Raw genomic sequence first — 18,498 nt, 5'->3', positions numbered from 1 at the left:
TCAGACGCAGCGTACTCAAGCGCCTCAGGCCGAAGCCGTAATCGTTCCCAGCCGCTGTTTGAGCACCGCCAGCTGCAACTCCCCCGCCCCACCCGGCGACACCCGCGCATCCAGGCTCGCCTGCGCATCCGCCCCGGACTTTGGCAGCGGCTCAGCGGCGGCCTGTTTGTAGGCCTCGCGAAACGGAAGGCCAGCCAGGGCCAGCTCGACCGCCTTGTCGGTGGCATACATGCCGTCATCGAAGGCGCCGGCCAGCCGGTCGGTCTTCCATTCCAAACCACGAAGCAGGTCCGGCAGCAGCGCCATCGCACCCAGGCCGCGGCCGAATGCGTGGAACAGCGCGCCCTTGGTGAACTGCAGGTCGCGGTGGTAGCCGCTGGGCAGCGACAGCAGTTGTTCAAGTTCGGTGCGGGAAGCCGCGATGCTGGCGTAGGTCGCGCGCAGCAATTCCACCAGATCCGGGTTGCGCTTGTTGGGCATGATCGAACTGCCGGTGGTGTACTGCGCCGGCAGGCTGACGAAGCCGAACTCGGCCGTGGTGAACAGGCTCAGGTCCCAGGCCAGGCGGCGCAGGTCGAGGGCGGCTGCGCCGAGGGCATCGACGGCCGCGATTTCGAACTTGCCGCGGCTCAGCTGGGCGTAGATGGGGCTCACCTGCATGCGGGCGAAGCCGAGTTCCTTCGTGCTGCCCTCGCGGTCCAGTGGCAGGTTGACGCCGTAGCCGGCGGCGGTGCCCAGCGGGTTGGCGTCTATCCAGTCGTGGGCCTGCCCGGCGCGCACGGCGTTGTCGATGAAGGCCTCGGCGAAGCCGGCCCACCACATGGCGGTGGACGAGACCACGGCGCGCTGCAGGTGGGTGTAGCCCGGCATGGGGATGGCGTCGGCTTCGGCGCGCTGCAGGCAGGCTTCGGCGGTTTCGCGGCACAGGGCCTGCAGTTCAAGCAGCTTGCGCTTGAGCCAAAGGCGCGTGGCCACCAGCACCTGGTCGTTGCGGCTGCGGCCGGTGTGGATCTTGCGGCCGGTGTCGCCCAGGCGTTCGATCAGCCGAGATTCGATGGCCGAATGGCCATCTTCGAAGCGGTCGTCCAGTACGAAGGCGCCGGACTTCAGGTCTTCCGACAGGGCATCCAGCTCGCGGCAAAGCTCATCACACTCCGACGCGGTCAGGATGCCGATGCGCGCCAGCCCGCGGGCGTGCGCGGCCGAGGCGGTGATATCGTCCTGGATGAACTCGCGGTCCAGCACCACGTCGTCGCCGGCCAGGAAGGCCTGGATGCGCGGGTCGACTTGCACGCCGGGTTTTTGCCACAGCAGGTCGCTCATGTCGGGATCCCCAGGGTTTCGGGCAGGCCGAAGGCCAGGTTGAGGTTTTGCAGGGCCTGGGTGGCGGCGCCCTTCAGCAAATTGTCCAGCGTCGACACCACCACCAGCCGCCGGCCGTCGACCGACAGCGTGAAGCCGCCGACCTCGGCGCCGTGGCGGCCGGCGATGCGGCTGACCCAGGGCGCGTCGTCCACGACGGCCACCAGCGGTTCGTTGGCGTAGGCGTCGCGGTAGCGCTGCTGCACTCCATCAAAACCGAAGGCGCGCTGCAGGTGCAGGTTGGCGGTCATCGTGATGCCACGGAAGTGCGGCGCCACGTGCGGCATGAACTCCACCGCGTGCCCCAGCTGCCGGGTCACTTCACGTTCGTGGATATGGTTCACCAACGCATAAGGCATCAGGTTGTCGCGCAGCTTGTCCGGGTCGTTCTTGTCCGAAGCACTGGTGCCGGCGCCGGAATAACCCGACACGCCGAAACACTGCACCGGCCCGGCCAGCACCTCGCGCATCGGCGCCACGGCCAGCTGCATTGCGGTGGCGTAACAGCCCGGGTTGCTGATGCGGCGGGCGCCGCCGGCATGGTGGCGGGTAAGTTCGGGCAGGCCGTAGTGCCAGTGGTCGTCGAAGCGGAAGTCGGCCGAAAGGTCCACCACCACCGGGTCGGCACCGGCTGCACCGAGCGCCGATACGAAACCCGCCGCCATGCCGTTGGGCAGGGCCAGCACCAGGGCATCGACGCCCTGCCCGGCCACCGCGTCGGGGCCGAGGTTGGTGTAGCGCAGTTCGCCCGTGTAAGCGGCTTCATGGTCGGCCAGACGCTGGCCGTCGCGTTCACGCGACGATACGAAGGCCAGCTCGAAGCGCGGATGCGCCGCCACCAGCTTGATCAGCTCGGCGCCGACGTAACCGCGGGCGCCGACCAGGCCCAGGGACAGACGCTCGCTCACGCCCTGCCCCCGTGTTCGAGCTTGAAGTCCAGGCCGCGGCGCACCACCGGCCATTCGGTGTCCAGGATCGAATACACGGCGGTGTCGCGCAGGTGGCCGTCGGGCATGCGCATCTGCCGGCGCAGGATGCCGTCGAAGTGCGCGCCCAGGCGCTCGATCGCCGCGCGCGAGCGGTGGTTCATCACGTGGGTGCGCAGTTCGACCACGCTGCAGCCCATGGCGTCGAAGGCGTGGCCCAGCAGCAGGCGCTTGGCTTCGGTGTTCAGGGCGCTGCGCTGCACCCGCGCCGAATACCAGGTGAAGCCGATCTCCAGGCTGGGGATCACCGGGTCCATGCGGAAGAAGCGGGTGCAGCCCACCGGATCCCCGGCGGCGTCGCGCACCAGGAAGGGCATGGCCGTGCCGGCTTCGCGGTCGGCCATGGCACGGGCCATGTAGCCGCGGATGGTTTCCGTGTTGGGCACGCTGGTGTACCAGAGGTTCCACAGCTCGCCGTCGGCGGCCGCGGCCAGCAGGTCGTCGCCGTGGTGCGGCTGCAGCGGCTCGAGGGCGACGTGGGTGCCCTCGAGGATGGGGGGAATCGTCCAGTGCAGGTTCTGCATGTCAGCCCTTCAAGGTGGCGGGACGCGCCAGGCAGTGGTCCACGGCGTAGCGTATCTGGTCCCAGCCCTCCAGGCCGTACCAGAACACGTTCCATTGTTCGCCTTTCAGGCAGCCGTCGGCTTCGTCGAAGTAGAAGTCGTTCACCGGATTGCCGCTGCGGGCGCGCCAGAACAACTGCGGCGTGTCGGCGCGCATCACCTGCCAGGCGGCGCGGCCCAGGCCTTCGCCCTGGGCGTCGTCGCTGACGGCGAACTTGTCCAGGTGCGGCAGGCCGTCCTCGTCGGTGATCAGCAAAGCGGCGCGATAGTGTTCACTGACGAAGGCCTTGAGCAACGGGGTCTTTTCGAAATAGTCCGGCGCCAGCTTGCGGCCGAAGCCGCGTTCCACCAGGGCGCGCACGCGGGCCAGGTCCAGTTCGTCCCAGCGCGTGACCTTGCGCACCTGCTCGCCGCGCCGCACCAGGGTGCCCGAGCCGCGGTGGGTGAACAGTTCCTTGGCCAGTTGGTCGGGCCGGGTGATCGACACCGAACTCGACAGCGGCAGCTGCATCAGCAGGTCGTGGATCTGCTGGATCTTCACCCGCATGCCCGAGTGCAGCCAGGGCTGGGCCAGCAGGTCTTCGTATTCGGTGCTCAGGTTGATCGAATCGATCACGTCACCGTCGCCGTCGAGCAGGCCGCCGGTGCCGGTGAGGAAGATGATCTTGTAGGGCTGCAGCGCCTTCACCAGGTCGTTGGCGGCCCAGTCGGCGTTGACGTTGAGGATCTGGCCGCCGGTGGTTTCGCCCAGCGAGGCGATCACCGGGATCGAGCCGACCTTGATCGCGGCCTGGATGCCGGCGTCGTCCACGCGCTGCACCTGGCCGACCAGGCCGAACCTGGCCTGGTCCAGGTAATCGCACTCGAACACGCCGGCGGTGATGGACGTGGCGCGCACGCCCTGCGCCTGCAGGGCCTCGACCAGGCGCAGGTTTTCGCGCTGGGCGACCCGGCGCACGATGGCCAGGCCCTCGCTGTCGGTGAACCGCAGGCCGTCGACCACCTTCTTGCCGATGCCGGCGGCGGTCATTTCTTCGTCCAGCTGCGGGCCGGCGCCGTGGATGACGATCGGCGTCAGGCCCACCTGCTGCAGGAAGGACAGCGAGGACACCAGCGCGTCGAGTTCGTCGCGCAGGATGGCGCCGCCCACCTTCACCACGGCGAAGCGCGCGGCGTCGACCTGGGAAAAGCGCTTGAGGTATTGCTGGATCTCCTTGGCGCTGGCCATGTTCGACAGCAGCCGGACGATCGTGGTGCGCATCTCGGTCACGCGGTTTGCTCCAGCAGGCGGGTGTAGGTGGCGGCGGCGGTGGCCAGTTGTTCCAGCGTCACCCATTCGTCGGCGGTGTGGGCCTGGGCGATGTCGCCGGGGCCATAAACGAAGGCGGTCAGGCCGGCGGCGGAGAACAGCGAGGCTTCGGTCCAGAAATCGACGGCATTGCCGATCGGCAGGCCCAGTTCGTCGGCCAGGTCGCGGGCCGCCAGGCGATTTTCTTCGGCGCGGGCGATGTCGCCGGCCGGCAGCGAGGGGCCGCGGAAGGTTTCTTCGTAGTGGGCCAGGGCCTTGGCGTCGGCCAGTCCACGGAACTGTTCGTGCATGGCGTCCATGTCCATCGACGGCAGCGGCCGGAAGCCGAAGCGCACTTCGGCCGCGGGCGCGATCATGTTGGCCTTGATGCCGCCTTCGACCCGGCCGATGTTGAAGCGCAGGCCGGTGAGGCCGCCAAAACGCGCATGCGACTGCGCCCTGGCGTGGTCCAGGGCCTGGGTGCCCCAGCGCATGGCCTGGTGCACGGCGCTCAGTTCGAAGGCATCGGCGCCCGAGGCGTGCCCGGCCTGGCCCTTGAAGCGCATCAGCACCGAGCTGATGCCGCGGTGGGCCAGCACGGCTTCGCACAGCGTCGGCTCGGCGATGATCGCTTCCCTGAAGCCGTGCCCGCTGGCCAGGAAGGCGGCGATGCAGCGGGCGTCGTTGGCTTCTTCGTCGCTGCTGAACAGGAAGGCGGCGTCGCCCTTCGTGGCATTGGCGGCGGCCACCAGGCCGGCGGCGGCGCCCTTGATGTCGCAGGCGCCCAGGCCAATGGCCTTGTCGGCGGTGACGCGCAGCGTGTGCGGGTCGGCGCTCCAGTCCGGCGAGCCGGGCACCGTGTCCAGGTGCACGTTGAACACGCGCGTCGGGTTTCCGCGCACGGCGAGCATGGATACGGCACCGGCGCCGTGGTCGGTCACCCGCACTTCGAAGTCCGGCAGCTGCGCGCGCAGGTAATCGAAGATGCCGCCGGTGCCGATGGCCCGCGGCGGGTTGCGGGTGTCGAAGCCGACCAGGGCTTCGAGGTGCTTGAGGACGTCGGGCAGCATCGCGCTCACTTGCGGTTGACCTCGGCCCACAGGGTGCTGGACATGCCGAACAGGCGGATGAAACCTTCGGCCTCCTCCACGCCCCAGTCGGCGGACTGGGCGTAGGTGGCGCCCTTGGCGTGCAGCAGGTGCGGGCTGCGCACGGCGACGGCGTCGACCTTGCCGCCCTGGGTTTCGATCACCACCTCGCCATTGACGCAGCGCTGGCTGGAGGCCAGGAAGGCTTCCAGGTCGGTCTTCAGCGGGTCGTTGTAGAAGCCCTCGTACACCAGCTCCACCCATTTGCGGGCGACGTCGGGCTTGAATCGGTTCTGGTGCTTGGTCAGCACGGCTTCTTCCAGCGCGCGGTGCGCGGCCAGAAGCGCGGCCAGGCCGGGAGCTTCATAGATGATCCGGCCCTTGAGGCCGATGGTGGTGTCGCCGGTGTACATGCCGCGGCCGACGCCGTATTTCGCGAACAGGCCGTTCAACTTCGCCAGCAGCCTGGCGCCGGGCATGGCCTCGCCGTCCAGGGCCACGGCTTCGCCGTCCCTGAAGGTCAGGGTCACGCGCAGGGCCTCGGCCGGCCACTCGGCGCGCGGCGCGCACCAGCCGCGGGCACCCTCGCCCGGCACTTCCCAGCGATCGATCTCGCCGCCGGAAAGCGTCACGCCCAGCAGGTTCTCATTGATCGTGTAGCTCTTTTGCCTGGCGCGCACTTCGAAGCCGCGCTCTTCCAGGTAGGCCTGTTCGTAGGCGCGGGTCTGGGTGTGTTCCTTCTGGATCTCGCGTATCGGCGCGACGATCTGGTATTCGCCAGCCGCCTTCACCGCCAGGTCGAAGCGCACCTGGTCGTTGCCCATGCCGGTGCAGCCGTGGGCGATGGCGCGCGTGCCCAGCTCGGCGGCGCGCTTCAGGGAGGCGTCGACGATCAGGTAGCGGTCGGACACCAGCAGCGGGTACTGGCCCTGGTAGCCCTCGCCCGCCATCACGAAGGGTTTGACGAAGCCGTCCCAGATGGCAGGACCGCCGTCGACGGTGACGTGGCTGGCGGCGCCCAGTTCGGCCGCGCGGGCTTCGATGGTGGCGCGCTCCCCGGCATCCACGCCGCCGGTGTCGGCGAAGACGGTATGCACGGCCCAGCCGCGTTCCTGCAGCCAGGGTATGCAGAAACTGGTGTCGAGGCCGCCGGAGAAGGCAAGGACGATGTGTTTGTCGGTCATGGTGGTTTCCAGGGAATTATTGGTTGGCCAGCTTGGCCATCACGGCCTTCTGCACATGCAGCCGGTTCTCGGCCTCTTCGATGGCGATGCACTGCGGCGAATCCATCACGCCGTCGGTCGCCTTCACGTTGCGGCGCAGCGGCAGGCAGTGGCTGAACACGCCGTTGTTGGTCAGGGCCATCTTGGCCTCGTCGACGATGAAGTGTTTATGCGCCTCGCGGATGGGCTTTTCCTGCTCCCAGCGGCCGAAATACGGAATCGCGCCCCAGCTCTTGGCGTACACGACGTCGGCGTCCGTGTAGGCAGACTCGATGTCATGGCCCATACGGAACGAACCCCCGCTTTCGGCGACGTTGTCGCGGGCCCAGCCCAGGTAACGCTCGTCCAGCGCGTACTCGGGCGTCGGGCACAGCAGGGTCACGTCCATGCCCAGGCGGGTGGCGATGGTCAGGGCGGAATTGGCCACGGCCGTGTTCAGCGGCTTGGGGTGGTAGGTCCAGGTCAGCACGAACTTCTTGCCGCGCAGGTCGGTGGTGCCAAAGTGGGTCTGCAGCGCCAGCGCGTGCGCCAGCTCCTGGCAGGGGTGGGTAATGGTTTCGAGGTTGATCACCGGCACCGTCGAATAGCGGGCGAAGCTGCGCAGCACCCGGTCCTGGCGGTCCACCGACCAGTCCTGGAACTTCGGGAAGGCGCGCACGGCCACCAGGTCAACGTAGCGCGACAGCACCCGCGCCACTTCGGCGATGTGCTCCTCGGCCTCGCCGTCCATCACCGTGCCCAGCTCGAATTCGATCGGCCAGGCGTCCTTGCCCGGCTGCAGCACCACCGCATGCCCACCCAGCTGGAAGGCGCCGATCTCGAAGCTGGTGCGCGTACGCAGCGACGGGTTGAAGAACACCAGGGCAATGGACTTGCCGGCCAGCTGGCGCCCGGCCTCCCCGCGTTTGAAGGCGGCGGCCTGGGCCAGCACGGCGTCGAGTTCGGCGCGGCTCCAGTCCTGGGTGTTCAGGAAGTGCTTCATGGGGTGGGTCCTGGCGTGAAGGGAAAGGGGTTGGCGGAAGCGGAAAAACAAAAAAGCCCAGCACTAGGCTGGGCTTTCATCAGCGGACAGGCAAACGCCCCCGGCTACCCAGCGGAAAGGTGGGCTTCCGGTCGACGCGCACGCGAGGTCATGCCCGCCGCCATCCAGGCGGAGGTCATCACGGCGGCGGTGGGCGCGGTGCAGGTCATGGGGCGGGAGTATGCCGGGGGGCCGGGATGGCCGCAACTCAGCGGGCGTAGCCGGTCTGGTCCGGGCTGACGGCCACGCGGATGCGCAGGCGGTTGCCGGGGTCGTAGGGCAGGCGCGACATGTACTTTTCGCCCTTGTACATGTATTCGACGTCGTAGCCGACCACCTGGGTCTCTTCCCGCTCGACCTCGACGATCCGGCAGCCACGGGCTTCGGCTTCGGCCTTGTTGCGCGCGATATTGTTGCCGATGGCACCGCCGGCGACGGCGCCAGCCACCGTGGCGGCCTTGCGGCCATTGCCCTTGCCGACCTGGTTGCCGATGGCGGCGCCGACCAGGGCGCCGATGACCGTGCCGCCGGTGGTCTGGCCGCCCTGGCGGTATTCGACGTCGTCGCAGCGCTCTTCCGGGGTGCGGGTGCGGACGATTTCGGTCACCTCGTCGGCGCGCAGCACCTGGGCATAGCCATAGCTGACGTTTTCGGGCACCGCGGTCGCCGCGTACTGGTCGTAGTCCTCGTCCTGGTAGGGCTCGGACGGGTACTGGGCCAGGGCGGGCGCCGCGGCCAGGGCCAGCAGGGGGAACAGACGCAGGACAAACGACATGATGGGTCTCCGGACGGACCCGGGAATTCAAGCATCGCGACGCTGAACCCCGGCCTAAGATTTTCGTTAAACGGGGGGCATCCGTTGGTAGACTCCGGACTTTGACTGCCTGCCCCGCCATGGAACTGCGCCTCTACAACACCCTGACCCGCCAGTTGGAGGTTTTCGAACCCCAGGATCCCAACCGGGTCACCATGTACGTCTGCGGGCCCACCGTCTACAACTACGTGCATATCGGCAATGCCCGGCCACCGGTGGTGTTCGGCGTGCTGGCCAACCTGCTGCGCCGGCGCTACGGGCGCCTGGTCTATGCCCGCAACATCACCGACGTGGACGACAAGATCAACCAGGCCGCCCGCGAACAGGGCGTCCCGATCTCGGCCATAACCGACCGCTTTGCCCAGGCCTACGCCGAGGACATGGCCGGCCTGGGCGTCGAAGCCCCCGACCTGACCCCGCACGCGACCGCGCACATCCCGCACATCATCGCGATGATCGAGCGGCTCATCGACTCCGGCCACGCCTATGCCGCCGAAGGCCACGTGCTGTTCTCGGTCGCCAGCTACGCCGACTACGGGCGGCTGTCGGGCCGCGACCCCGAGGAAATGCTGGCCGGGGCCCGGGTCGAGGTGGCGCCCTACAAGCGCGACCCCGGTGACTTCGTGCTCTGGAAGCCGTCCACGCCCGACCTGCCCGGCTGGGACTCGCCCTGGGGCGTGGGCCGCCCGGGCTGGCACATCGAGTGCTCGGCCATGGCCGAGGCGCACCTGGGCGACAGCATCGACATCCACGGCGGCGGCATTGACCTGCAGTTCCCGCACCACGAAAACGAAGTCGCCCAGTCCACCTGCGCCCACGGCGGCCAGGTGTTCGCGCGCTACTGGCTGCACAACGGCCTGCTCAATTTCGGCGGCGCGAAGATGTCCAAGTCGCTGGGCAACGTGGCGCTGGTGCACGAACTGCTGACCCTGCACCCGCCCGAAGCCCTGCGTTACGCCCTGCTGTCGGCGCACTACCGGCAGCCGCTGGAGTGGTCGGACGCGGTCATCGAACAAAGCGTGCGCACGCTCGACCGCCTCTACGGGACCCTGCGCGACCTCGCCGGCGTGCCGGCCACGGAACCGATCGTGCCGGTGGCGGTGGAATCTGCCCTGTGCGACGACCTCAACACCCCGGCGGCCCTGGCCGAGCTGTCGCGCATCGCCGGCGAAGCCCGCAAGGCCGAGTCGCCCATAGCCCGCGCCAGCCTGAAAGCCGAACTGCTGGGCGCCGGCCTGCTGCTGGGCCTGCTGCAGCAGGCGCCGGAAGCCTGGTTCAACCGTGGCACCGACGCCGGCGACGACGCCCGCATCCAAGCCCTGGTCGAGGAACGCAACGCCGCCAAGGCCTCGCGCGACTTCGCGCGCGCCGACGGCATCCGCCGCCAGCTGGCCGAGGAAGGCATCCTGCTCGAGGACACGCCCCAGGGCGTGCGCTGGAGGCGCGCCTGATGCGCCCGACCGAAGCCACCGCCGCCGAAGCCCAGGCCGCGATCGCCGAGGAATTTTCCTTCTTCGGCGACTGGTCGGAACGCTACCAGTACCTGATCGACCTGGGCCGCAAGCTGCCGCCCTTCCCGGAAGAGTGGAAAACCGAGGAAAACCGGCTGCAGGGCTGCCAGTCGATGGTCTGGATCGTGCCCGAGGGTGATGCCGCCGACCTGGCCTTCAAGGCCGTCAGCGATTCGAGCATCGTCTCGGGGCTGATCTACCTGGCCCTGCGCGTCTACTCCGGGCGCAGCGCCGAAGAAATCCTGGCCACCACGCCCGACTACATCGCCGACATCGGCCTGGCCAAACATCTTTCGCCCACCCGCAGCAACGGCCTGGCCGCGCTGCTGCAGTTCATCCAGGACACTGCCCGCCGGCACCTGCCGGCCTGATCCCAGGAGCTTCCATGCCGCACCGCCGCCTGCTCGCCAGTTGCCTGGCCGCCGCCCTCGCCTTCCCCGCCGTGGCCGGCGCGCTGCCCAGCCTGGCGCCGCCGCTGGCGCAGATGCCGGTGCAAACCCAGGTGATGGCGCCGGTGGTGGCCCGCTTCCGCGCCGACCTGGGCAGCCTGGAGCGTGTGCACGACACCACTGCCGGCACCCGCCGCGAAGCCGCGCTGCGCCGCCTCTACACCGACTGGCAGCAGCGCCTGGCCCAGATCGACCCGGCCGGCCTCTCCGGCGAAGACCGCCTCGACCACGCCCTGTTCCGCCGCGACCTGGCCTACCGCCTGGAACAGCTGGACTTCCGCCGCGGCCGCTTCACCGACGCGGCGCCGCTGCTGCCGGGTGTCGCCGCCCTGGTGGATCTGGCCGAAGCCCGCCGTGCGCTGGAGTACCCGGACGGCCGGGCCAGCGCCGCCACGCTCGACAGGACCCGGCAGCAGCTGGCCGACCTGCAGGCTCGCCTGGAAAAGGACCCCAAGGCCCTGGGCACCTCGCCGATCCTGGCCTACCGTGCCGCCGGCCTGGTCGATGGCGTGCGCAAGGACCTGAAGGAATGGCACGGCTTCCACGCCGGCTACGACCCGGAGTTCACCTGGTGGACCCGCCAGCCCTACGAAGCCCTGGACAAGCAGCTCGAGGCCCACGCCAAGCTGCTGCGCGACAAGCTGGCCGGCGCCAGCGACCCGGAAACCATCATCGGCGACCCGATCGGCCGCGATGCGCTGCTGGCCGCGCTCCGGCACGAGCTGATCCCCTACACGCCCGAACAGCTGATGGACCTGGCCGAACGCGAACTGGCCTGGTGCGAAGCCGAACTGGCCAAGGCCGCCGCCGAGATGGGCGCCAGGGACTGGAAAGCCGCGCTTGAACAGGTGAAGGCGCTGCATCCGGCGCCCGGCGACCAGCCCAGGCTGGTGGTCGAACTGGCCGACGAAGCCATCGACTACCTGGTCGCCAACGACCTGGTCACCGTGCCCGAACTGGCCAAGCGCGACTGGCGCATGACCATGCTGTCGCCCGAATTCCAGCTGCAGGCGCCGTTCTTCCTGGGCGGCCAGGACGTCTGGGTGGCCTATCCCACCGACACCATGCCGCACGAAAAAAAGCTGATGGCCCTGCGTGGCAACAACCGCCACTTCTCGCGCGCGGTGGTGCACCACGAGCTCATTCCCGGCCACCACCTGCAGTATTTCTACAATTCGCGCTACCAGACCCACCGCGAACTGTTCGACACGCCGTTCTGGACCGAAGGCTGGGCGCTGTACTGGGAGTTCCGCCTGTGGGACCGCGGCTTCGCGAAGACCCCCGAGGACAAGATCGGCATGCTGTTCTGGCGCAGCCACCGCGCCGCGCGCATCCTGTTCTCGCTGGGCTTCCACCTGGGCAAGATGACGCCGGACCAATCGGTCGACCTGCTGGTCGAACGCGTCGGCCATGAACGCGAAAACGCCCGCGCCGAAGTGCGCCGAAGCTTCGCCGGCGACTACGGCCCGCTCTACCAGATCGCCTACATGATCGGCGGGCTGCAGTTCCGCGCCCTGCACGAAGAATTCGTCGTCTCGGGCAAGATGACCGAACGCGAGTTCCACGACAGCATCCTGATGGGCGGCCCCATGCCCGTGGCGGCCGTCCGCGCCCGCCTTTCGGGCGACGTCCCGGTGCAGGACCTTCGCGCCGACTGGCGCTTCTACGACTTCCGACGGTAGGCAAAAAAGAAGCCCCGGTCTCCCGGGGCTTCTTGGATGAACCACGCAGCGGGTTTTACTCGCCCATTTGTTTCTGGCGGTGTTCCCAGCGTTCCTGCGCGTCGATGGTGCGTTCGGCGGTGAGGCGGGCTTCGAGGCGTTCGAGGCCGATCTCTTCGCCGGTGTCCACGCAGTAGCCGTAGCTGCCGTCCTCGATGCGCTTGAGCGTGCTGTCGATCTTGCTGATCAGCTTGCGGTAGCGGTCGCGGGTGCGCAGTTCCAGGCTGTTTTCGGACTCACGGCTGGCGCGCTCGGCTTCGTCGCCGACGTCACGCACCTCTTCCTTGAGGTTCTCGATGGTCTGCTTGGACTCCTCGACCAGGTCTTCCTTCCACTGCAGCAGACGCTGGCGGAAGTATTCCAGGTGCATCGGGCCCATGTATTCCTCTTTCGCGCTGGGCTTGTAGCCCGCCGGCAGGTCCACGCGCACGGTGCGCGCCGTCGCCGGCTTGATGCGCTCGGGGCGCGGGGTCGTCGGCTTGACGTAACCCGCCACCACGCCGCTGTTGCGCTTGACCACCGGCTTGGGGGCCGGTGCGGGCGCCGGAGCCGCCTTGGCCGCGGACTTGGCCGAAGCCTTGGTCGCGGTCTTGGCAGCCGGCTTCGCGGTCGGCTTCGGGGCCGGCTTGGCAATGGGCTTCGCAGCCGCCTTCGGCGCCGGCTTGGCCGCCGCTTTCCTGGCGGCCGGCTTGGCCGACGGCTTCGCAGCCGCCTTCTTGGCCGGCTTGGCGGCCGGCTTGACCGCCTTGACGACCTTCTTGACCGCCTTGACGGCCTTCTTGGCGACCTTGGCAGCCGCCTTCTTGACCGGTTTGGCCTTGGCGGCCGCCTTCTTGACCGGCTTGGCCGCCGGCTTGGCCGCCTTCTTGGCCGGTTTGGCGGGCGCTTTGGCCTTTGCCGCCGTCTTCTTGGCGGGCTTTACGGATTTGGCCGCCTTGGCGGGCTTCTTGGCGGCCGGCTTGCCGGCCTTCTTGATGGTTTTCTTAGCGGCCACTAGGGCAATTCCTCTCTTTCCTTGAGGCTCGAAGGCGGCGTGTTATAGCCTAGTCCTTCTCCAGCGGCAACCTTATGCCGACGGCCCCGCCGGCGCAATCAGTGAAAAAACCCGTCCTGCTCCTCCTGCGCGGCTACAAGGTGGCCATCAGCCCCCTGCTGGGCCAGCGCTGCCGCTTTTACCCCAGCTGTTCGAGCTACACGATGGAGGCGATCGAACGCTTCGGCGTGCTGCGCGGCGGCTGGCTGGGCGTCAAGCGCATCGGCAAGTGCCACCCGCTGCACCCCGGCGGGCCCGACCCGGTGCCCGAGACCTGGAACAAAAAAGGACCTGAATGAATCGACCACTTCTGAAAATCGCCGCGTGCCTGGGGCTGCTGCTGCCCCTGCTGGCGGCCGCCTGGGACGCCGCGCCGGTGCAATTGCCTGACAACCTGGCCCAGGGCGACCTGGTCATGGGCCGCACCCAGCCCGGCAGCGAAGTGGTTTACGGCGACCGCAGCCTGCGCGTGGACGCCCAGGGCCACTTCGTCTTCGGCCTGGGCCGCGACGAGGCCGGCCCGGTCAGCCTGCTGGTGAAACTGCCCGACGGCCGCCTGGAAACCGTGCAGCGCCCCGTGGCCAGCCGCGAGTGGAAGATCGAACGCGTGGACGGCGTGCCCCAGCAGACGGTGACGCCCGACCCCGCCAACGCCGCCCGCATCGCCCGCGAACAGGCCAGGGTGGTCGCCGCCCGCGAACGCGACGACGACCGCAGCGACTACGCGGCGGGCTTCCGCTGGCCGCTGCAGGGGCGCATCAGCGGCGTCTACGGCAGCCAGCGCATCTACAACGGCACGCCGCGTTCGCCGCATTCGGGCCTGGACGTCGCCGCACCCAATGGCACGCCGATCCGCGCCCCGGCGGCCGGCGTGGTCACCTTCGCCGACCCCGGCCTGTACCTCACCGGCGGCACCGTGCTGCTCGACCACGGCCACGGCGTCAGCTCCAACTTCCTGCACCTGAGCAAGATCGACGTCGCCGTGGGCGACCGGGTCGAGGCCGGCCAGGTGATCGGCCAGGTCGGCGCCACCGGCCGCGCGACCGGGCCGCACATGCACTGGGGCATGAACTGGTTCGGCGTGCGCGTCGATCCACGCGCGGTCCTGGAGAAGTGGCCGGCCCCCGACGGCCGATAGCTTACTTTTGGCCCGCGACGTCCGCGGCGGCGCGGGTATGCTGGCCTGGCCCGTCGACGGAGCCCGCGCATGAACGCTGCTTTCCTGAAGTCCGGCCGCCAGGCCCTGACGCTCCTGCTGCTGGCCGTGGCCCTGCCGGTGGCCGCCATCGCGCCGCAGGGCCGTCAGCTGCTGGCCGACGACACCGCCGCCGACCACGTATCCCCGGAGCTCGACCGCCAGATCGTCGAGGCCGTGGATCGCAATCTTGAAATGCTGCGCCGCGAAGGCCGCCTGCCGCCCAAGGTGCAGACCAAGGTCTCGGGCCTGTTGTGGCCAATGGGGCCCGGCACGGGCGAGGCCGGCGAATGGCACGCGACCTCGGGTTTCGTCGACCTCAATCCGGCCTTCCCGGGCCAGCTGCGCGACTACACCTGCGGCACCCGCACCTACGACACCGCCGCCGGCTACAACCACCGCGGCATCGACTACGTGCCCTGGCCCTTCCCGTGGTTCCTGATGGACACGGCGCCGGTGGACATCCGCGCCGCCGCGCCCGGCGTGCTGGTGGAAAAGCGCGACGGCGCCAATGACCGGGCCTGCAACTGGGACGGCCCGGACAACGCCAACTACGTGATCATCCGGCACGCCGACGCCACCATCGCCCGGTACCTGCACATGAAGCGCGGCAGCGTCACCGCCCGCCCGATCGGCAGCCAGATCGCCGCCGGCGAAGTCATCGGCAAGGTCGGCAGTTCGGGCATTTCCAAACTGCCGCACCTGCATTTCGAACTTCGGGCCAGCAACCTGATAAACGCGGCGGTTATCGAGCCCCACCAGGGCGCCTGCAACGCCAGCAACTCGACCTGGGCCAGCCAGCGGCCCTACCGCGAACCGCGGCTGACCCGCCTGTCCACGCACTCGGGCGAGCCGCACTACCCCAGCTGCCCGGACACCACGGAAATCCCGCGATTCAGCGACCGCTTCCAGCCCGGCCAGACGGTCACCTTCCTGGCGTCGTACCGCGACGTGCGGCGCGGCCAGGCCAGCCAGTTCCGGGTGGTCGACGCCAACGGCGCCGAATTCACCCGCTGGAGCTTCGACACGGCCAACGACCCCGAAGTGACCACCGACTACGTGGCCGGCGCCTACTGGACCTGGACCCACGTCCTGCCGGCCAGCGCGCCGGCGGGCCTGTGGACCTTCGAGGCCGACTTCGAAGGCGAAACCCGCCGCCATGCGTTCCGCGTCGGCAACACCACCGCCATCGCCGACATGCGTGGCCTGGTCGGCGCCTGGTACGAACCGGCGACCTCCGGACAGGGTTTCGAGCTGCACTGGATCAACGACGACATGGCCCTGCTGTTCTTCTACGGCCACCACGACGACGGCCGCAATTTCTTCGTGCTGGGCCAGCGCAGCGGCCGTTTCGATTTTGGCCAGGAAGTGGTGTTCGACCTCTACCAGACGCTCGGCGGCCGCTTCAACGGGCTGGATCCGGACCAGATCGAGCGCCCCGCCTGGGGCCAGGCGCGCATCACCTTCGTCAACTGCGATACCGCGGTGGCCGAACTCGACGGCCTGGACGGCACCCAGGTGCTCAACCTCGAACGCCTTGGCCGCACCGACGGCCTGGACTGCCAGTAGGCGTATCATCAAACGGCAACCCCGGAGGAAGTCCCCATGCGCCGCCACTGCGCCCTGCTGGCCCTCGCCGCCGCGTTCGCCCTGCCCGTCTTCGCCGTTCCGCCCGACGGTGGCCAGGGACTGGACGACGGCGCCTTCTCCGACCACCTGACGCCGGAACTGGACAAGCGCCTGGCCGATGAAGCGATCGCCAACATCGCGATGCTGCGCCGGGAGGGGCGCCTGCCCGAGGCGCAGGCCAAGGTCTCCGGGCTGGTCTGGCCGCTGGGCCCGGTGGATGGCGCCGGCACCGACCTGCACGGCATCTCCAACTTCGTCGATCTCGACGCGGCCTACCCAAGCCACCTGCGCGACTACAGCTGCGGCACCCGCACCTACGACACCACCAGCGGCTACAACCACCCCGGCATCGACTACTTCATCTGGCCCTTCGCCTGGCACCTGATGGACCAGGGCGCGGTGGACGTGCGCGCCATCGCGCCGGGCACGCTGATCGCCAGCGGCGACGGCAACAACGACCGTTCGTGTTCGATGAACGCGCCAAACACGCCCAACTACGTGGTCATCCGCCATGCCGACGGCACCGTCGCGCGCTACCTGCATTTCAAGAAGGATTCGGTCACCACGCTGCCGATCGGCTCGGCGATCGCCGCCGGCCAGGTCATCGGCAAGGTCGGCAGCTCGGGCATTTCCACCGGGCCGCACCTGCACGTGGAGATCCGGGCCAGCGAAATCGCCGGCGCCGCGGCCTTCGAACCGCATGCGGGCGACTGCAACAGCGTCGCCTCAGGCTGGGTCGACCAGCGCCCCTACCGCGACTCGGCCATCAACCAGCTTTCAACCCATTCCGCCACGCCGACCCTGCTCGGCTGCCCGACCGTCGGCACCATCCAGCACAACACCGACCAGCCGCGCTACAAGGACCACTTCCAGCCCGGCGACCCGATCACCCTGATGGCCGCCTACCGCGACCAGGGCCGCGGTCAGGTGACGCAATTCCGGGTGCTGCGCCCGGACCAGAGCGTATTCACCAGCTGGAACTTCGACATGTCCGAACAGGGCGCCACGCCGCAGTACTACAGCGCCGCCTACTGGTATTGGTCCCATTCGCTGCCCCTGGATGCGCCGGATGGCCTGTGGACCTACGAAGCCACCTTCGAGGGCGAAACCAAGCGCCATTTCTTCCGCGTCGGCGACACCACCACCGCCGTGGGCGACATGCGCGGCCTGATCGGCGCCTGGTACGAGCCGGCGACCTCCGGCCAGGGGTTCGAACTGCAGTGGATCAACGGCAATACCGCGCTGCTGTTCTTCTACGGCCACCGCGACGACGGCAGCAACATGTTCCTTATCGGCCAGCGCGACGGGGCCTGGGACTTCGGCCAGGAAGTCGTGTTCGAGCTCTACGAAACCCGTGGCGGACGCTTCAACGGCCTCGACCCCGGCGCGATCCAGCGGCCGACCTGGGGCCAGGCCCGGGTGACCTGGGTAAGCTGCGAAACCGCCGTCGCCGAACTCGATGGCCCCGACGGCACGCAGGTGCTTACCCTCGAGCGACTGGGGCGCACCACCGGCCTGGACTGCAACTAGCGCCCCGGTCGCCGGCAGGCGCGAATCAGCGGGGCGCGAGGCCTTCGGGCAGGGCCGAATAACCGCCCGCCACGCCCTTGGTGGCCACGGCCACGGCGTCGTGCGGGTGCAGGCTTTCCAGGTGCGAGGCACGCAGCCAGAAGTCGGCGATGCGTTCGTCGTCCTGCAGGGCGGCCTTGATGCGGCGGGCGGCGTCCTCGCAGAACATCAGGTTCTGGCCGTTGAGCAGGGCGAAGGCCTGTTCGTCCACGCGCTTGACCGCCGTCTGCACCGGGGTCTTGAGCGCCGCCTCGATGCGGTCGATGACCTCGATGATCGGGAAGTCCTGGAACGAGGGCACCAGCCGCAGCTTCACGTCGGCGTGGCTGCGCTGGCTGTGCGGGGTGGCGCGGATGCCCTGCTCGGTGCCCAGCCAGGCCAGCACGGCCTCGCGGTCGAGCGGCTTGCCGGCGGCGAAATCGGCCTCGAACTGTTCCTGGATCAGCTGGCGCGCCAGCGCCGCCGAGCACGGGCAAGTGCTCGAATACGCCACCGACAGCCCCAGCTCGAGCGCGAAATGGCCGCGGTCCATCACCGCGGTTATCGTCACCGGATAGGCCTTCCAGCCGCTGTTGTCGCTGGCCAGGGCCGGGCGGCGCACCAGGTGTTCGAAGCGCAGGCTGACCATCGCCCGGTCGGAAAGTCCCGCGTGCGAATCCAGGAAGTCCTTCAGCAGCCGGCGCAGCGAGGCCGGCGTCGCCGGTTCGCTGGAAAGCATCTTGTCCACGTGCAGGTACAGGCGCGACATGTGGATGCCGCGCACGTCCGGCTGGGTCAGGTTGACGAAGGCGTTGACGCGCGCGGCCGCACTGGCCTGGCGGCCGTGTTCGCCCTGCAGGCTCACCGGCATCTCGATTTCGCCCATGCCCACCCAATCGAGCGCACCCGCCAGGGCGACGCGGGGCTGATTGGCCACGTCGGGCAGGACGCGGGCGGTGTTTTCGAAGTTGCTGGGGGCCAAGGTGGCTCTCCTTATCGGTGTCGCGGACAAGCTAGGTGGGGGGCAGTGCAGGCTACGTCAAGTCGCGTGGCCGGCCGGAGCGTTC

At 68.8% G+C, this 18,498-nt stretch carries 17 protein-coding genes; 7 read left to right on the top strand and 10 right to left on the bottom strand.

Annotation, left to right across the window (positions count from 1 at the left end; genetic code table 11):
- Positions 1–24 precede the first annotated feature (24 nt).
- The 8 genes from argH to IEX13_RS04560 all read right to left on the bottom strand — a co-directional run bounded on the left by argH (position 25) and on the right by IEX13_RS04560 (position 8,306).
- Positions 25–1,323, bottom strand: coding sequence for an argininosuccinate lyase (gene argH, locus IEX13_RS04595; protein ID WP_188661743.1), 1,299 nt, complete (start codon positions 1,321–1,323; stop codon positions 25–27).
- A complete protein-coding gene (gene argC / locus IEX13_RS04590) occupies positions 1,320–2,270 on the bottom strand; it encodes an N-acetyl-gamma-glutamyl-phosphate reductase (RefSeq protein ID WP_229668446.1) in 951 nt (316 codons plus the stop codon). The genes argH and argC overlap by 4 nt, the downstream gene beginning before the upstream one ends.
- Positions 2,267–2,872, bottom strand: a complete 606-nt coding sequence (locus IEX13_RS04585) for a GNAT family N-acetyltransferase (RefSeq protein WP_188661741.1) — start codon at positions 2,870–2,872, stop codon at positions 2,267–2,269. The genes argC and IEX13_RS04585 overlap by 4 nt, the downstream gene beginning before the upstream one ends.
- Before the next feature lies 1 nt (position 2,873).
- Positions 2,874–4,172: an acetylglutamate kinase gene (locus IEX13_RS04580; RefSeq protein WP_229668489.1), complete on the bottom strand. Its 1,299-nt coding sequence runs from the start codon at positions 4,170–4,172 to the stop codon at positions 2,874–2,876.
- A 5-nt stretch (positions 4,173–4,177) separates the two neighbouring features.
- On the bottom strand, positions 4,178–5,269 hold the full coding sequence (locus IEX13_RS04575) for an acetylornithine deacetylase (protein ID WP_425489077.1): 1,092 nt from the start codon (positions 5,267–5,269) through the stop codon (positions 4,178–4,180).
- A 5-nt stretch (positions 5,270–5,274) separates the two neighbouring features.
- Positions 5,275–6,471 (bottom strand): argininosuccinate synthase, encoded by a 1,197-nt coding sequence (locus IEX13_RS04570; RefSeq protein WP_188661738.1) that lies wholly within the window; start codon positions 6,469–6,471, stop codon positions 5,275–5,277.
- Between the two features lie 16 nt (positions 6,472–6,487).
- Positions 6,488–7,492 carry an N-acetylornithine carbamoyltransferase gene (locus IEX13_RS04565; RefSeq protein ID WP_188661737.1) on the bottom strand — a complete coding sequence of 335 codons (1,005 nt, stop codon included), beginning with the start codon at positions 7,490–7,492 and terminating at the stop codon, positions 6,488–6,490.
- Between the two features lie 247 nt (positions 7,493–7,739).
- Entirely contained in the window at positions 7,740–8,306 is a 567-nt protein-coding gene (locus IEX13_RS04560) for a glycine zipper 2TM domain-containing protein (RefSeq protein WP_188661735.1), read from the bottom strand.
- Between the two features lie 119 nt (positions 8,307–8,425).
- Between IEX13_RS04560 and cysS the strand changes: the two genes are divergently transcribed.
- Genes cysS through IEX13_RS04545 form a run of 3 tightly spaced genes read left to right on the top strand, consistent with a single transcriptional unit; the run spans position 8,426 to position 11,987 of the window.
- Positions 8,426–9,796 (top strand): cysteine--tRNA ligase, encoded by a 1,371-nt coding sequence (gene cysS, locus IEX13_RS04555; protein WP_188663009.1) that lies wholly within the window; start codon positions 8,426–8,428, stop codon positions 9,794–9,796.
- Positions 9,796–10,227 (top strand): SufE family protein, encoded by a 432-nt coding sequence (locus IEX13_RS04550; RefSeq protein ID WP_188661733.1) that lies wholly within the window; start codon positions 9,796–9,798, stop codon positions 10,225–10,227. Before cysS ends, IEX13_RS04550 begins: the two co-directional genes overlap by 1 nt.
- A 14-nt stretch (positions 10,228–10,241) precedes the next feature.
- Entirely contained in the window at positions 10,242–11,987 is a 1,746-nt protein-coding gene (locus tag IEX13_RS04545) for a DUF885 family protein (protein WP_188661731.1), read from the top strand.
- 55 nt (positions 11,988–12,042) lie between these two features.
- On the opposite strand, the gene dksA is transcribed toward IEX13_RS04545, so the two are convergent.
- Entirely contained in the window at positions 12,043–13,020 is a 978-nt protein-coding gene (gene dksA / locus IEX13_RS04540) for an RNA polymerase-binding protein DksA (RefSeq protein ID WP_188661729.1), read from the bottom strand.
- Between the two features lie 101 nt (positions 13,021–13,121).
- On the opposite strand from dksA, the gene yidD reads away from it, so the two are divergent.
- The 4 genes from yidD to IEX13_RS04520 all read left to right on the top strand — a co-directional run bounded on the left by yidD (position 13,122) and on the right by IEX13_RS04520 (position 17,413).
- Positions 13,122–13,358 (top strand): membrane protein insertion efficiency factor YidD, encoded by a 237-nt coding sequence (gene yidD / locus IEX13_RS04535; protein ID WP_425488997.1) that lies wholly within the window; start codon positions 13,122–13,124, stop codon positions 13,356–13,358.
- Entirely contained in the window at positions 13,355–14,197 is an 843-nt protein-coding gene (locus IEX13_RS04530) for a M23 family metallopeptidase (protein ID WP_188661725.1), read from the top strand. The genes yidD and IEX13_RS04530 overlap by 4 nt, the downstream gene beginning before the upstream one ends.
- A 69-nt stretch (positions 14,198–14,266) precedes the next feature.
- A complete protein-coding gene (locus IEX13_RS04525; RefSeq protein ID WP_188661723.1) occupies positions 14,267–15,823 on the top strand; it encodes a peptidoglycan DD-metalloendopeptidase family protein in 1,557 nt (518 codons plus the stop codon).
- A 36-nt stretch (positions 15,824–15,859) separates the two neighbouring features.
- Positions 15,860–17,413, top strand: a complete 1,554-nt coding sequence (locus tag IEX13_RS04520) for a peptidoglycan DD-metalloendopeptidase family protein (RefSeq protein WP_188661721.1) — start codon at positions 15,860–15,862, stop codon at positions 17,411–17,413.
- A gap of 25 nt (positions 17,414–17,438) precedes the next feature.
- Here the strand turns inward: IEX13_RS04520 and folE2 are convergent, their stop codons facing one another.
- On the bottom strand, positions 17,439–18,413 hold the full coding sequence (folE2, locus tag IEX13_RS04515; protein ID WP_188661719.1) for a GTP cyclohydrolase FolE2: 975 nt from the start codon (positions 18,411–18,413) through the stop codon (positions 17,439–17,441).
- Positions 18,414–18,498: the final 85 nt, after the last annotated feature.

Origin of the sequence: Arenimonas soli, assembly GCF_014643775.1 — a bacterium.
GTDB lineage: Bacteria > Pseudomonadota > Gammaproteobacteria > Xanthomonadales > Xanthomonadaceae > Arenimonas > Arenimonas soli.
This window is presented reverse-complemented; position numbering and strand designations above follow the sequence as displayed.